The organism is Paraburkholderia sp. 22099 (assembly GCF_052045835.1).
Classification (GTDB): Bacteria; Pseudomonadota; Gammaproteobacteria; order Burkholderiales; family Burkholderiaceae; genus Paraburkholderia; species Paraburkholderia terricola.
In genome coordinates this window covers 27,067-40,832 of sequence record NZ_JBQEPU010000030.1, presented here as the reverse complement: position 1 = coordinate 40,832, position 13,766 = coordinate 27,067, and the positions used below count along the sequence as shown (strand labels likewise).

Genomic DNA, 13,766 nt, shown 5'->3' with positions numbered 1-13,766 from the left:
TTCACAAAGGAACAGCGGATGAATCGCATCTGCAAGCTCTGCCGCGCGTGGTTGGCGCGGCTCGCATACGGCAGCCCGCTGATGCTGGTGCTGCTTGCCGGCACCATGGCGCTCGCCTACGCACACGGCGTCTCGGACGACGACAAGTCGTTCATCGAGGGAAGCGCGGGCATCAATCTGATTCCGTATATCTACCTCGGCGCGAAACATATGGTCACGGGCTACGACCATCTGCTGTTTCTGTTCGGCGTGATTTTCTTTCTGTACCGGCTCAAGGACGTTGGACGCTATGTGACGTTGTTCGCCGTCGGACACAGCACGACCCTGCTGTTCGGCGTCATCGCCAACGTGCATGCGAACCCGTATCTGATCGATGCGGTGATCGGGTTGTCGGTGGTCTACAAGGCGCTCGATAACCTCGGCGCGTTCAGAAAGGTGCTCGGCTTTGAACCGAATCCGCGTCTCGCCGTGCTGATCTTCGGCTTCTTTCACGGCTTCGGGCTCGCGACGAAACTCCAGGAAATGACCCTCTCGCGCGACGGCATGGTGCCGAACATCATCGCGTTCAACGTCGGTGTCGAGATCGGTCAGTTGATCGCGCTCAGCATGATCCTGATCGCGATGACGTACTGGCGCCGTTCGCCGGGATTTCAGCGCCACGCATTGCTCGCCAACGCGGTGTTGATGAGCGCGGGCTTCGTACTCGTCGGCTTTCAGCTCTCCGGCTATTTCTTTCCCACGGTGGCATGACATGAGCACATACGAAGTATCGAATCAAAGCTTGATGAAGGCGACATCCGGCGCCGCGGTCGCGGCGCTCGTGATCCTCGCGCTATTTGTCCTGCCCGCTGAACGCGGTATCGACATTACCGGAATTGGCGGTGCGCTCGGCTTGACGAAGATGGGCGCGAAAAATCCGCCGGCCGATTCGATGCCGGCGCTTGCACCGGCGCAAACAGCGGGCGATCTGCCGGTGCCGAACCGCCAGTCGATTTCGCAGGCGACGGCGTATCGCAGCGATGAAATGGAACTGGTCCTGCCGCCAAACGCGGGCGCCGAGATCAAGGCGCAGATGAAGAAAGGTGACCACTACATCTTCCAGTGGGCCGCGACGGGCGGGCCGGTCAACGTCGATATGCACGGTGAACGGCCGCATGCCGGCAAGGCCTTCACCAGCTACTGGAAAGATGTCGATCAGAGCTCGGCGCAAGGCTCGTTCACCGCGCCGTTCGACGGCACGCATGGCTGGTACTGGCGCAATCGCGGAGATCAGACCGTGACGATCAAGGTGAAGACCAGCGGTTTCTACGAAAAGCTCTTTCGCCCTGACGGGCATTGAACGGGTGGCGGGCCGCAAGCGCCCGACACTTTCCTGAACGCTATGCCCTCTCTTTGACAAGGGTGATCAAATGACTATCTCTTCGGGTTTATCCAGCCCCGCGGCTACCGCCGCACAGTCCGTCGCGACGCCGGCAGTGCAGTCACGCACGCGGATGATCGCCATCGACGCACTGCGCGGTTTCGTGATGTTGTGCATGCTCGTCGATCATGTACGCGAGACATTTTTTCTGCATCGTCAGGTAACGGATCCGATGGATGCCTTCACGCTAGCGCCGGAGTTGTTTTTCACGCGGATGGTGAGTGAGATTTGCGCGCCGGTGTTTATCTTTCTGACCGGTCTGTCGGCGTACCTGTATGGGCAGTCGCATACGCCGAAGGAAACCTCCACGTTCCTGTTCAAGCGCGGCATATTCCTCGTGTTTCTCGAACTGACCTTCGTGTGCTTCGCGTGGACCGCGGAATTTCCGCCCAAGACGCTGTGGCTGCAGGTGATCTGGTGCATCGGTCTGTGCATGATCGCGCTGTCGGTTCTGCTGCACTTGCCGCGCAAGTGGCAGATCGCGCTCGGTGTGGCGATCATCGCGGGACACAACCTGCTCGACGGAATCACGCTCGGGCCCGATTCGCCGCTGTTCGTGCCGTGGTCGATCCTGCATCAGCGCGTGTTCATCGACCTGGGCGGCATCACGCGGGCACGCACCACGTATCCGATTTTGCCGTGGATCGGCGTAATCCTTCTCGGCTATGCGATCGGACCGTGGTTCGCCAAACAGGTCGACCCGGCCGAACGCATGTCGCGACTGCTGAAGGTGGGCGCTGGCGTGCTGGTCGCTTTTGTCGTGATCCGCTATCTGAACTTCTACGGCGAAAAGCCGTGGGTGCAGGCGGGCGACGGGCTGCACACGTTCATGAGCTTCATGAGCGCGAGGAAGTACCCGCCGTCGCTGATGTTTCTGCTGCCGACGCTGGGGCTCGGCCTGATCTTGCTGGCCTGCTTCGAGAAGATTCAGGACCAGCGCATCGCGAGCATGCTGGCTGTACTCGGTGGCGCACCGATGTTTTTCTATCTGCTTCACCTGTACGTATTGAAGGCGCTCTACCTGATTGCGGTGCATGTGTGGGGGGCGAACCAGGGGCAGTACTACGGCTTCGACGGCCTCGCGGGCATCTGGCTGTGGTGGGCGATCCTCGCGGTCGCGCTGTATCCGCCCGTGCGCTGGTTTGCGAAACTCAAGCAGCGTCGCAAGGATATCTGGTGGCTGAAATACCTTTGAGCATCCGTTGGGGATGAAGTGCCGGCTGCGTGTTCAACGCGGCTAGCGTTGCCCCAAATCTCACAGACATCTTCCGCTCGACTCGCCACATTGCGTGGCAGGCCGGTCTGCGCGTCTCGTGCGCGGACCGCATCATCACTTTTCTTCACTGGACGTTCATGATGAACAGAACGCGCGCTGCAAGCACCGCTATCAACGGGGCGTTGATCGTCGCGACCCTCGGGTTTGCCATTCCGGCATCGGCACAAAGTTCGGTGACGTTGTATGGCATCGTCGATAACGGCTTTGTCTATACGCACAACAGCGGCGGCAAGTCGACACAGGTCGGTCTCATCAGCGGCAGTCTGTCGGGGTCGCGCTGGGGGCTCAAGGGCGTCGAGCCGCTCGGCGGCGGACTGTCCGCGATCTTCCAGCTTGAGAACGGGGTCAACCTCAATACCGGCAAGATGAACCAGGGTGGCCGGCTGTTCGGCCGCCAGAGTTATGTCGGCCTGAAGAGCGCGACGGCCGGCACGCTCACGATGGGCCGCATCTACGATCCGCTGACGGACCTCGTTCAGCCGGCGCAGGGCGACAACTATCTCGGACAGACCTTCACGTCGCCAGGCGACGTCGACAACGCCGACAGTAGCGCGCGCTTCAACAACGCGTTGAAGTGGGCGAGTCCCAAGTGGTTCGGTTTGAGCGGCGAAATGATGTACGGATTCGGCGGCGTCGCGGGCAGCGTCGTGTCGGGCCAGACATACAGCGCGGCGCTCAATTACGGGCAGGGCGGCTTTACGCTTGCGGGCGGCTATCTGCACATGGATCGGGGCAATGCGACGTTGTCGACGCGCGGGACCGCGTCATCGGATACGCTGTTCAACAGTTCGGTCAACGCGGCCTACGCCTCCGCGAAAGCAATCGACGTGTGGCGTGTCGCGACGCAATACGTGTTCTCTGCGTTCACGGTGGGCGCGTACTACAGCGACTCGCGTTATTCGGCTGACGGGGCGTCGAGTTTCTCGCGCACCGAAATTTACCGGAATACCTCGGCGTTTGCCGTGTGGAAGGTGACCCCCTCGTGGCTGGCAGAGGCGGCGTATAACTTCCTGAAGTCATCTGGCGATTCGGGGGCGCGCTATCACCAGGTGAGCGTCGGTGCCGATTATCTGCTCAGCAAACGGACCGATATCTATACGATCGTCAGCTACGCGCACGCGTCGGGACAAAACGGCGCAGGGGACGCTCAGGCGGTGATCGGCGCAACCGACATCGATGCCGGCAAGGCGTCGCAAACGCGTGTCAACGTGGGCCTCAGACATCGATTCTGATTTACTGGTGCGCCGGAATGTCGAGGCACTGATCCGCCAGCACCTCGCGGGTGCGTGCGCGGAGGCGGTTGGCCCCGCGGATGCCGCGCAGCCAGGGTTTCACGTTCAAACGGGTGCAGCGACCGGGCTTCCATGACAAGCCGCTCGTACAGATCGTCTATCTGCTGGAGAAGGGTAAGCCGGTCGTGTTGTGCGTGCTGAAGGAAGCGAAAGCCGACGCGGCGCGTCCAATGCATTACGCCTTGCCCTGGGCGGTCGTGGCTTGCGTGAAAAGGTTGGCGAACATCGCACTGGCGTTGTCATTGAAGGCGACCGCCATGGCGCCCAGCGCGAGCACCACGATGCCGGCCAGAACGGCGTATTCCATGGCGCTCACGCCACGTTCGTCACGAACGAATGCTTTCATAAGGGTTTGCATTTTCTTGGCTCCCGTAACAAAGGGCGAAATTCCGGGTCAATGGACGACCTGGATATTCGCCCGAGTGGAAAGACTGGAATCCTGTCGCACCAGCACTCGTTCGCAACTCCGCGGTCGAACCGATGCTGGCGCCTCATATAGTATGACAATTTGGGATAAGCCAGTGAGAAAGTACACGACCTTTCTCGCGCTGCGTCGGAGCCATCAATCAAGCCAGCCTTTGTACACGACACCTGCGAGCTTCGGGGCAACTCAGTGAGTGTGAGGCCGGATAATGGTCTCGTTCGGGTGCGTGAGGCCCGCCGATGCGTCGTCGATGGACGATAGGGCCTCGAGGCTCGTGTCAGAACGGTCGAGCATCGCACGGGCTTGATTCATGTCGAGCGCACCCTCCCAACGAGCAACCACAATGGTCGCTACTCCGTTGCCGATCAGATTGGTGACCGCACGCGCCTCATTGAGAAAACGGTCCACGCCCAGCAGCAGCACCAGCCCGGACACCGGAATCTTGTGCATCGTCGCGAGCGTGGCCGCCAGTGCCACGAATCCCGCTCCGGCCACGCCAGCCGACCCTTTCGAAGTCAGCAGCAACACGCCAAGCAATAGCAACTGATCCCAGATCGTTAGATGGATATTCATCGCTTGTGCGATGAACATCGAAGCCATCGTCAGATAGATTGCCGTGCCATCGGCGTTAAACGTGTAGCCTGTCGGCAACACCATGCCGACGACGGGGCGTGAGCAGCCAAGCTTCTCCATCTTGATGAGCATCTGCGGGAGAACCGCTTCGGTCGAAGCCGTACCGAGCGTAATGAAAATCTCGTCCTTGATGTAGCGGAGATACTTCCACAACGACAGCCCACTCAGGCGCATGACGAGGCCGAGCACGATGACCACGAAGAAGATCGAGGTCAGGTAAAGACACAGCATCAACTGACCAAACGATGCCAGCGTGCCGATCCCGTACTTCGCAATGGTGAATGCCATGCCGCCAAACGCACCGATAGGCGCGACGTACATCACGATTCGCACGACCCCGAACATGCCCTGAAGAAACATGTCGAGCATGTCGACGAACGGCGCGGTGCGGGGACCGAGCTTCGCGAGGGATACTGCGAGCAGCAGCGAGAAGAAGATAATCGGCAGGATCTCTCCATTCGCGAACGCCCCAACGATACTGTTGGGAACGATGTTCATGAAGAATTCAAGCATGCCGTGCTGCTGTGCCGCGTGACTATAGGTGGCGATGGCGGAACTGTCGATATGAGCCGGGTCGATGTTCATACCGCTGCCTGGCTTGATGACATTCACGACGATAAGGCCGACAACAAGCGCAATGGTCGAGGCAATTTCGAAGTACACGACTGCCTTGACGCCGACCCGCCCAGCCTCGTGAAGATCGTTCATGCGGGCAATACCGACCACGACGGAGGCGAAAATGATCGGAGCGAGCAGCATCCGGATCAGTTTGATGAACAGATCGCCGAGTGGTTTGAGTTGAGAACCGATGTCAGGGTAGAAGTGGCCGACCAGCACGCCAGCGACAATGCCAATCAGAACCTGTACATAGAGCCTGGAAAGGGACTTTCCGATCTTTGAAACCCGCATGACTGTCTCCTATCTATGCGTGGCATCTTTTGATGAAGTCAGGTCGAGCAGCGCAGCGGGATCTACCGCTGCGGCAACCACGACCTTATTTCGCCTGCGTTCCGTTGATGTATTTTTCTGAACGCTCCACCGACGCTTTTGTCGGCGTTCGCCGCTTGACGGCTTATGCAGAGAGCTTTTGCATCTCGGCGTAAAGATCCGTCTTGCCTTCAAAACCGATGCCGGGCAGATCGGGCATCGTGATGTAGCCGCCGTCCACCTTCACGCCATCGGGGAAGCCGCCATACGGCTGGAACAGGTCGGGATATGATTCATTGCCGCCCAGACCAAGGCCCGCCGCGATGTTCAGCGACATCTGGTGACCACCGTGTGGAATGCATCGGCTCGGCGACCAGCCGTGCTGATGCAGCATGTCGAGCGTGCGCAGGTACTCGACGAGGCCATAGCTCAGCGCGCAATCGAACTGCAGCCAGTCACGGTCGGGACGCATGCCGCCATAACGGATCAGATTGCGCGCATCCTGCATCGAGAACAGATCCTCGCCCGTTGCCATCGGCTTGTCGTAGTAGTTACGCAGCGTCGCCTGCAGTTCGAAGTCGAGCGGATCGCCCGGTTCTTCGTACCAGAACAGGTCGTACTGCGACAGCGCCTTCGCGTACTGAATCGCGGTGTCGAGGTCGAAGCGCCCGTTGGCGTCGACGGCGAGTTTCTGGCCGTCCTGCAGCACGCTCAGAATCGAGTCGATGCGGCGCAGATCTTCGTCGAGCGAAGCGCCACCGATCTTCTTCTTCACGACCGTATAGCCCCGGTCGATGTAGCTGCGCATTTCGTCCTTGAGCTTTTCGTGGTCCTGGCCCGGATAGTAGTAACCGCCGGCCGCATACACGAAGATCTTGCGATTGGGCTGACCATTGCCATAACGGTCGGCCAGCACTTGGAACAGCGGTTTGCCTTCGATCTTCGCTACCGCGTCCCAGATCGCCATGTCGATCGTGCCGATCGCCACCGAGCGCTCGCCGTGGCCGCCGGGCTTTTCGTTGGTGAACATGGTTGCCCAGATCTTGTGGGGATCGAGGTTGTCACCTGCGTCATTGACGAGGCTGGCGGAATCGGCTTCCAGAATGCGCGGCATGAAGCGCTCGCGCATGAGCTTGCCCTGGCCATAGCGGCCGTTGGAATTGAAACCGTAACCCACCACCGGCTTTCCGTCCCGGATGACATCTGTCACCACGGCGACGAGACTCAGCGTCATCTTGCTGAAGTCAATGTAGGCATTGCGGATCGGAGAACTGATCGGAACGGTCTTTTCGCGGATTTCAACGATTCTCATGACGGTGTCTCCTGAGTTCTGAGCATGTATTGCATTGCATGGGGCTGCAATGGAACGTAGCTTATCCGCGAAAGCAGGGGCTATACTTCGCCTCAATTCATTTCATTTTTTACCGTGGGTGAATAACGGCAATGGCAACCGACATCGCTTCCGACTTCAATTTTTTTATCCTCCTCGCGAGGCTCAAGAGCCTGTCCGGTGCGGCCCGCGCGCTCGATCTCACGCCGCCGGCAGCCACTAAGCGCCTGGGGTTGATCGAGCAGAGACTAGGGGTCAGGCTGGTCAACAGAACAACCCGGAATGTCAGCCTGACGCCCGAAGGCGAGACTTACCTGCGCTACGCAACGCACATCGTCGAACAGGTCCGGCAGATGGAGGAGGAGATATCAGGGACTCGTACTGATCCTCACGGTCTTCTGCGTATCAATGCGACGCTGGGATTCGGACGCACAACCATCGCGCCGCTGGTGTCTGATTTCGCAAAGCGATTTCCCAAGGTCGAGATCCAGTTTGAAGTGACCGACCGCCCCATCGATCTGGTTGCCGATGGGTTCGATATGGCGATCCGTTTTGGCGAACTCCCCGATAGCCGCCTAAGCGCGCGGCGCATCATGAGCAACCGGCGTTTTCTTTGCGCCTCTTCCAGGTACCTCGAGCGTTTTGGGACGCCGGAGCGCGTCGAAGATCTGGTTCACCACCGGTGCATCATTCATCGCCAGAATGACGATGCTTACGGCGTTTGGAGATACATACAGGATGATCACCTCGAAGCGCTCAAAGTCAAAGGGGCGCTCTCGAGCAATGACGGCGACATCGTATTGCGTTGGGCACTCGACGGTCACGGAATCCTGATTCGATCCGAATGGGACCTGGCGAAGTACGTCCAGAGCGGCCGATTGAGACTGGTGTTGCCGGATACGCCACTGCCTTCAGCCGATTTGTTCGTGTACTACCCAAGTCACCGAAACCAGACCGCACGCGCCAGAGCGTTCATTGATTTTCTGATCGATCATTTTCAGGCGCCCTTCGTGCCGGTTGAGACGGGAGCGCTGATTTACGCCAAGAAACAGCGGGCAGGGCGGAAGGGGTGAGGGGGTGCAGGGCGCACGAGCCAGGTAGCGCATGTCCTGTGTGACGCGGAATGGGGAGTTTTTGCAGAACGCGCTGCTAAAAAAGTGTCAGCCTTCTTGGCGCGAGAACTGAAGTGACTTAGCGCGTGGCACGGTCTAGCCATTTAGCGCCTCGCTCGCGAAGCGACTTTTGCGTTCGATCAGGAGCACGTCAAAACGCTTTCTGACAGTTTGCTTTCGAGAAAATCTGCGACGGCTTGGTGACGTATTGGGAAGAGCGAGCGCTGGCGGCACTCGCGCTGAAAGCTTCCTCTGTTGCCCTGTAATTCGTCTGCTACACTGAATCGGGAGGCGATCTATTCAGTACCCGGTCGACCCGAAGGCGGCTGACTCGCGAGTCATAAGCTTTTGCCATCATTGTTCTCGTGGGAAGAAATCGAAGCGCCCATATCGCACCCATATCGCAACTCGTCGAACAGGCGACGCTCATTGCCCGAATGCAGCACGGCAAGAAATAGTGGACGCTGCCCCCGCGGCAGGTATGCGGGGGCGCGTCGTCGCCATGCATACAACGTGCCGTCAATTTCCTTTGTAGATATCGCAGGACAACCCGACGATGCACAGGCTGCCATTCCTGCCGCGCCCGCTGTCGTGCGTCCCGTACATGGATGCGCCGCCTACCGACTGGTCAACCGTTTGCGGCGCAGTGTTCACGACAGGCTGCTGTGCAGAAGACGGGGTTGGCGGGGCGACGGCCTGAGTTGGTTGGGAATGCGCAATGCCGGTCATGCTACAGAGCAGCACGGCGCCGCTCGCTACAAGATGTTTGGCTTTCATGGAAATACCTTTATTTCGTGAACAGGTTCTGAACGGGCTTGGCAGAGCACGTGGGTTACGCGTTGGCTAACAGGAAATTATTTATAGGCTTGCCTCGAGCGGAATACCAGAGATATGTGAACGTCCAGGAGGCAACAGAGCTTGCCGATAGTTGAGTACTCGTTCACGGCTATCTGGCATACGTCGACTCCCATCCGCCGCCGAGTGCCTTGCATAGCGCGATGAGGTTAGCCGCGGCGTGAGCCTTGCTTTGCTCAAGATTGCTCTGTGCGTCGAGCAACTGTTTCTGCACGTTGAGCACGTCGAGAAAATCGACCGCGCCCGCTTTGTATCGCTGCCGCGCAATCGAGAGCGCGCGCTGGTTCAAGCCAACGACCGCTTTCAGCCGATCGCGCCGCCGCTGTTCAGCGTCATAGACGACGAGCGCATCGTCCACCTCTCGCCATGCCTGAAGTACGGTCCGCCTGTAGACGATCGCAGCTTCCTGCTGTTGCGCCTCGCGCAAATGGAGTGTTCCCTTGAGGCGTCCCCCTTCGAAGATCGGCAGCGTGATCGACGGTCCCACGACGAACTGACCGGACGCCCAACTGGCGAGATTCGAGAGCTGAAGGCTTTGGAACCCCGCGCTGCCATTCAGCGATATGCGTGGATAGAAGTCGGCCTTCGCCATTCCGATCGCCGCCGTGGCCGCGTGTAATTGCGCCTCTGCTCTCCTGATGTCGGGTCTGCGCTGCACCAGTTCCGAGCGGATACCGATGGGCACCTGTTCAGGGAGTGCGGGAACATCATGCGGTTCGCCGAGCGTCTCGCGCAGCGCGCCCGGCTCCTCGGCCAGCAGCACGCCGATTGCGTTGATCGTGGTCTCGGAACGCGATTCGAGCGTCGGAATGAGGCTTTCGATCAACTCTGCCTGGGCGGAAGCGTTGGCCACGTCCAGGTCGGTAGTGACGCCTTCGCGTACCCGCGTTTGCGTGAGCCTGGTGGCGTCGCGGGCGATGACGAGGTTCTGTCTCGCGATCTGAAGCAGCGCCTGTGCGTCGCGCAACTGAACGTAGTCTCGCGCGAGTTCCGCGCGCGCAGACAATAGAATCGCGTTGCGATCCTCGTATGAGGCATCCGTCAGCGCTGTCGCGGCCTCGACACCGCGTCGCGCCCGGCCCCAGATGTCGAGTTCCCACGATGCATCGACGCCGGCCTGGTAAAGGTCGTAGGCCGGCGAGCCCGAGGGTCCCGGCAGTGCCGCGACGCCGGCCGGCGCGCTGCCCGATGCCGATTGCGGCTGACTTCCCGCTGGGCTAACGCCAAGCAATGACAGGATGCCGTTCGGACTTCCGCGCTCGCGGTTATACGAGGCGGCACTGCTCAACCGCGGGTATTCTTCGGCGCCGGCAATGCGTTGCCCGGCCCGGCTTTGCCGCAGGCGTGCCGAGGCCGCCGCCACGTCGAGGTTGGCATCGGAGAGCTGTTTTTCCAGCGAGTCCAGAATGGGATCGTTGAACAGCATCCACCACTGCGCGCTGAATTCGGACTCGATTGCTTTACTGGATGCCTGCGCCGACTGAGTGCGGTCAAACACGGCAGGCGTGGTTGTTTGCGGACGTTCGAAGTCAGGGCCAACGGCACAGCCCACGAGCGCGAAGCACAGCAACGCCGCCAGCGCCGGCGTGCGGATCGAAAATTCGCTGGCGGTCATTGCTTGTCTGCCTCCGCACCCGGCGCATCCGCGCGCCTGCTCACGGCGACATCCGCTTCGACCGACAGCCCCACGCTCAATGCCGACGCGGCCTGCTGTCCGCGGTCGATCGTGATCTTGACCGGCACGCGCTGGACGACCTTGGTGAAGTTGCCCGTTGCGTTGTCGGGCGCGATCGGCGCGAAGCTCACGCCCGTGGCGGGAGCGAGGCTATCGACATGCCCTCGAATCACGACGTCCGGGAACGTATCCACCTTGATACGCACGGTATTGCCGGGTCGCATATGGGTCAGCTGGTTTTCCTGAAAGTTGGCGACGATATAGGCGTCCGACAGCGGAACGATCGCGAGCAATGGCGCGCCGGTTGTGACGAATGCGCCGACTCGCGCCGACCGTCGTCCAACCTTGCCGTCGACGGGCGCGTGAATCTGCGTATAGGAAAAGTTGAGTTTCGCCTGCTCGAGAGCCGCTTCGGCGTGAGCCAATGCGCCGGCCGCCTTATCGCGCTGGCTGCGCAGAACGTCGAGGTTCTGCTCGGTGGCGACGAGCGCGGCGCGGTTGCGCGCCTGCTGCGCGAGTTCCTCGGCCAGTGCGCTCGAGGCATGCTGCTGCTCCTGCGTCGTTCCCGCGCCGGCGTCCGAGAGATTCCGGTAACGCGCGGCGTTTGCCCGCGCGAACTGGAGTGTCGCATCGTCTGCGCGGAGCGTGGCGCGTGCCTGGTCGACAAGCGCGGGATGCCGCGCGATCTCGGCGTCATAGTTCGCAACCGCTGCCTTTGCCGCCGCCACGTCAGCTTGCGCACTCATCAGAGCCGCGCGGAAATCGCGGTCGTCGATACGTGCCAGTAGCTGCCCGGCTTTCACCTGCTGGTTGTCCTCTACGAGTACCTCTGAAAGTTGGCCGGCGACGCGCGGCGCGACCAGTGTGAAATCGGCGGTCACGTAGGCATCGTTGGTGGTCTCGCTATTCGAGTCGGCGAACAGCCTTATGCAAGCCCAGATTGCAACACCGAGTATGACCACATACGCGGGGAGATAAATTGCCTTAGGCGGAAATCGGGTGATGGATGACATAGGTATCGTCGCTTAGCGGGAAGAGGGCGGCGTCGTGCTCCATGGCGGATAAACACGCACGGGTAACACCGGAATAACGAAAAGAAATGCGAGGGCGACACCTGCCATCAGGCGATAGAGATCCGCTGACGTCAGCACGACGGCTTGCTCGTGGATCCGATGCGCAAGTTCGCCGAGACCGTGAGCCGCGTCGATGCCTTGTCCCGTGACCAGGGTGTTGTTGCCCAGGCGGTCGACGAGCATGCTCGAATGAAAATGCTCGCGCGCGGTTCCCACGCCCTCGATGAGACCGGTTGCGGCGGCGCCGGTAAACGCTTTGAGCGTGTTGAACATGGCCGAAGCAAACGGGCCTTCCGTTGGGGGCAGGCCGGTCGTGACGCCCATCAGGATTCCCATGATCACCATGGGCTGTGCGGCAATTTCCAACGACTGAAGCCAATAGAAGTTCTCGCGAACCCACGCGGAGGTCATGAAACTCCCCAGGAAGCACGTGGTGGCTATCAGGCACAGTCCGATGGCCATGACCCAGCGATGGTCGACCTGGCGGAGATTCAGCACGGCGGCGGTGACGGGAAGCGCAATCAACAGGGGAATTGCAAGCAGCAACGACAGCGGCGCGGTTTGCAGCGGCCGGTAACCGTGGACTTGCGCGAGATATTGGCCGGGTATGACCGCAACGCCAACCAGCAGCACAACGGCGCCAATCAGTGTGAGAAGTCCGCGCGCGAGGTTCCTGCGGGCAAGCAGTTGGAGTTTGAAGAATGGCAGCGGATGAAACCACTCGTTGACGAGGAACGCCACGAACAACAGCGCGCCGCTATAGAACATCGTGCTGATGAACGTTGAATTCAGCCAGTCGAGACGATCGCCTTGCAGCAGACCAATGACGAGCATGGCTATCGCGGGGAATCCCAGTACGAATCCGCTCCAGTTAAATGAACGGAAGCGTTCGAGCCTGAGGGGATCCGACGGCAGCCCCTGGTGGATGGCCACGCAGCTCACGATGCCGAGCGGCACGATCTGCCAGAAGGCCATTCGCCAGCTGACATACTCCGTCCATAACGCGGCGAGAGGCGTGCCGAGCGCCGGTCCGAAGGTCGCGGTGAGTGCGTATCCAGCGAGTCCGTATAACTTGATTTTCGGCGGGAGATAGCGCAGCGCCACGATGATCAGCATCGGGGGCAGACATCCGCTCGCCACGCCTTGCAGCGCACGCAATACATAGAGCGTAGGCAGGTTCGGCGCGAAGGGACAAAGGAATCCGACGAACATCACGGCCAGCACGGCGCCGATCGTGAATCGCTTCAGCGTGAGCGTCACCCCGAACCACGGAGCGAATATCATCGTGGCGACGTTCGTCGCTTCGAAGAGAGCGGTCAGCCATGTTCCATCGTCGCGTCCAATCGAGAACGCGCCGCGGATATCGGCCAGCGCCACCGCGGTGACCTGTTCGTTCAATATCGCCAGTAACGACGCCAGCAGCATTCCAATCAAACCGATGGCGAGGCGAAGCGGCAGCTCGGCTTCCTTGGGCGCCTGCTGTACCGGAGGAGCCGCGGCTTCCGACGCGCGAACCGGCGCCGACGATTGTGCGAGGTTCGGTTCTGCCGTTCCAGATGTCCTTGGGTTGGCGGTGTTCATATGGGTCCGCTAGGCTGGTGCTGTTGGGGGCATTACATCGGGAGATTGCGCTCTCACGCCCGATGTTCGAAGGAACCCGGATGCTCGGCGAACAAGACATTAGGTCTTTTCTCGCGGTAACTTCAATCAGTTCGGCGGGTGCGTCGCAGCCGCGCAATGGGTCGAATC

12 protein-coding genes are annotated in these 13,766 nt (G+C 60.3%); 5 read left to right on the top strand and 7 right to left on the bottom strand.

Translation table 11 applies throughout. The annotated features are described in order from the left end of the window. Positions 1–18 precede the first annotated feature (18 nt). The 4 genes from ACTJLC_RS24715 to ACTJLC_RS24700 all read left to right on the top strand — a co-directional run bounded on the left by ACTJLC_RS24715 (position 19) and on the right by ACTJLC_RS24700 (position 3,928). Positions 19–750, top strand: a complete 732-nt coding sequence (locus ACTJLC_RS24715) for a HupE/UreJ family protein (protein ID WP_374709874.1) — start codon at positions 19–21, stop codon at positions 748–750. 1 nt (position 751) lies between these two features. Beyond that, positions 752–1,339: a hypothetical protein gene (locus ACTJLC_RS24710; RefSeq protein WP_310134083.1), complete on the top strand. Its 588-nt coding sequence runs from the start codon at positions 752–754 to the stop codon at positions 1,337–1,339. A 70-nt stretch (positions 1,340–1,409) separates the two neighbouring features. Next, positions 1,410–2,615 (top strand): DUF1624 domain-containing protein, encoded by a 1,206-nt coding sequence (locus ACTJLC_RS24705; RefSeq protein ID WP_310134080.1) that lies wholly within the window; start codon positions 1,410–1,412, stop codon positions 2,613–2,615. 161 nt (positions 2,616–2,776) lie between these two features. Continuing rightward, positions 2,777–3,928, top strand: a complete 1,152-nt coding sequence (locus ACTJLC_RS24700) for a porin (protein WP_310134078.1) — start codon at positions 2,777–2,779, stop codon at positions 3,926–3,928. Between the two features lie 235 nt (positions 3,929–4,163). On the opposite strand, the gene ACTJLC_RS24695 is transcribed toward ACTJLC_RS24700, so the two are convergent. The 3 genes from ACTJLC_RS24695 to ACTJLC_RS24685 all read right to left on the bottom strand — a co-directional run bounded on the left by ACTJLC_RS24695 (position 4,164) and on the right by ACTJLC_RS24685 (position 7,284). Further along, positions 4,164–4,346, bottom strand: a complete 183-nt coding sequence (locus tag ACTJLC_RS24695) for a Flp family type IVb pilin (protein ID WP_114164607.1) — start codon at positions 4,344–4,346, stop codon at positions 4,164–4,166. A gap of 252 nt (positions 4,347–4,598) precedes the next feature. Next, positions 4,599–5,954, bottom strand: a complete 1,356-nt coding sequence (dctA, locus tag ACTJLC_RS24690; RefSeq protein WP_310120374.1) for a C4-dicarboxylate transporter DctA — start codon at positions 5,952–5,954, stop codon at positions 4,599–4,601. 163 nt (positions 5,955–6,117) lie between these two features. Continuing rightward, positions 6,118–7,284 (bottom strand): mandelate racemase/muconate lactonizing enzyme family protein, encoded by a 1,167-nt coding sequence (locus tag ACTJLC_RS24685; protein ID WP_310134075.1) that lies wholly within the window; start codon positions 7,282–7,284, stop codon positions 6,118–6,120. Between the two features lie 131 nt (positions 7,285–7,415). Here ACTJLC_RS24685 and ACTJLC_RS24680 point away from each other — a divergent pair, with 131 nt between their 5' ends. After that, positions 7,416–8,375 carry a LysR family transcriptional regulator gene (locus ACTJLC_RS24680; RefSeq protein WP_440845500.1) on the top strand — a complete coding sequence of 320 codons (960 nt, stop codon included), beginning with the start codon at positions 7,416–7,418 and terminating at the stop codon, positions 8,373–8,375. A gap of 558 nt (positions 8,376–8,933) precedes the next feature. On the opposite strand, the gene ACTJLC_RS24675 is transcribed toward ACTJLC_RS24680, so the two are convergent. From ACTJLC_RS24675 to ACTJLC_RS24660, 4 genes are all read right to left on the bottom strand, one after another. Next, a complete protein-coding gene (locus ACTJLC_RS24675) occupies positions 8,934–9,191 on the bottom strand; it encodes a hypothetical protein (RefSeq protein ID WP_310134071.1) in 258 nt (85 codons plus the stop codon). A 169-nt stretch (positions 9,192–9,360) separates the two neighbouring features. After that, positions 9,361–10,884, bottom strand: a complete 1,524-nt coding sequence (locus tag ACTJLC_RS24670) for an efflux transporter outer membrane subunit (protein ID WP_440845498.1) — start codon at positions 10,882–10,884, stop codon at positions 9,361–9,363. Further along, positions 10,881–11,957, bottom strand: coding sequence for an HlyD family secretion protein (locus ACTJLC_RS24665; RefSeq protein ID WP_310134065.1), 1,077 nt, complete (start codon positions 11,955–11,957; stop codon positions 10,881–10,883). The genes ACTJLC_RS24670 and ACTJLC_RS24665 overlap by 4 nt, the downstream gene beginning before the upstream one ends. Before the next feature lie 12 nt (positions 11,958–11,969). Continuing rightward, the gene (locus ACTJLC_RS24660) at positions 11,970–13,598 is read right to left on the bottom strand and encodes an MFS transporter (protein WP_310134062.1); all 1,629 of its coding nucleotides are present in this window, start codon (positions 13,596–13,598) and stop codon (positions 11,970–11,972) included. Between the last annotated feature and the right edge of the window lie 168 nt (positions 13,599–13,766).

Bases quoted from the DNA above. Each gene is read 5' to 3' on its own strand.
- dctA (WP_310120374.1), bottom strand. From the start codon at position 5,954: ATGCGGGTTTCAAAGATCGGAAAGTCCCTTTCCAGGCTCTATGTACAG.
- ACTJLC_RS24695 (WP_114164607.1), bottom strand. From the start codon at position 4,346: ATGCAAACCCTTATGAAAGCATTCGTTCGTGACGAACGTGGCGTGAGC.
- ACTJLC_RS24710 (WP_310134083.1), top strand. From the start codon at position 752: ATGAGCACATACGAAGTATCGAATCAAAGCTTGATGAAGGCGACATCC.
- ACTJLC_RS24700 (WP_310134078.1), top strand. From the start codon at position 2,777: ATGAACAGAACGCGCGCTGCAAGCACCGCTATCAACGGGGCGTTGATC.
- ACTJLC_RS24705 (WP_310134080.1), top strand. From the start codon at position 1,410: ATGACTATCTCTTCGGGTTTATCCAGCCCCGCGGCTACCGCCGCACAG.
- ACTJLC_RS24670 (WP_440845498.1), bottom strand. From the start codon at position 10,884: ATGACCGCCAGCGAATTTTCGATCCGCACGCCGGCGCTGGCGGCGTTG.
- ACTJLC_RS24675 (WP_310134071.1), bottom strand. From the start codon at position 9,191: ATGAAAGCCAAACATCTTGTAGCGAGCGGCGCCGTGCTGCTCTGTAGC.
- ACTJLC_RS24680 (WP_440845500.1), top strand. From the start codon at position 7,416: ATGGCAACCGACATCGCTTCCGACTTCAATTTTTTTATCCTCCTCGCG.
- ACTJLC_RS24665 (WP_310134065.1), bottom strand. From the start codon at position 11,957: ATGTCATCCATCACCCGATTTCCGCCTAAGGCAATTTATCTCCCCGCG.
- ACTJLC_RS24715 (WP_374709874.1), top strand. From the start codon at position 19: ATGAATCGCATCTGCAAGCTCTGCCGCGCGTGGTTGGCGCGGCTCGCA.
- ACTJLC_RS24685 (WP_310134075.1), bottom strand. From the start codon at position 7,284: ATGAGAATCGTTGAAATCCGCGAAAAGACCGTTCCGATCAGTTCTCCG.
- ACTJLC_RS24660 (WP_310134062.1), bottom strand. From the start codon at position 13,598: ATGAACACCGCCAACCCAAGGACATCTGGAACGGCAGAACCGAACCTC.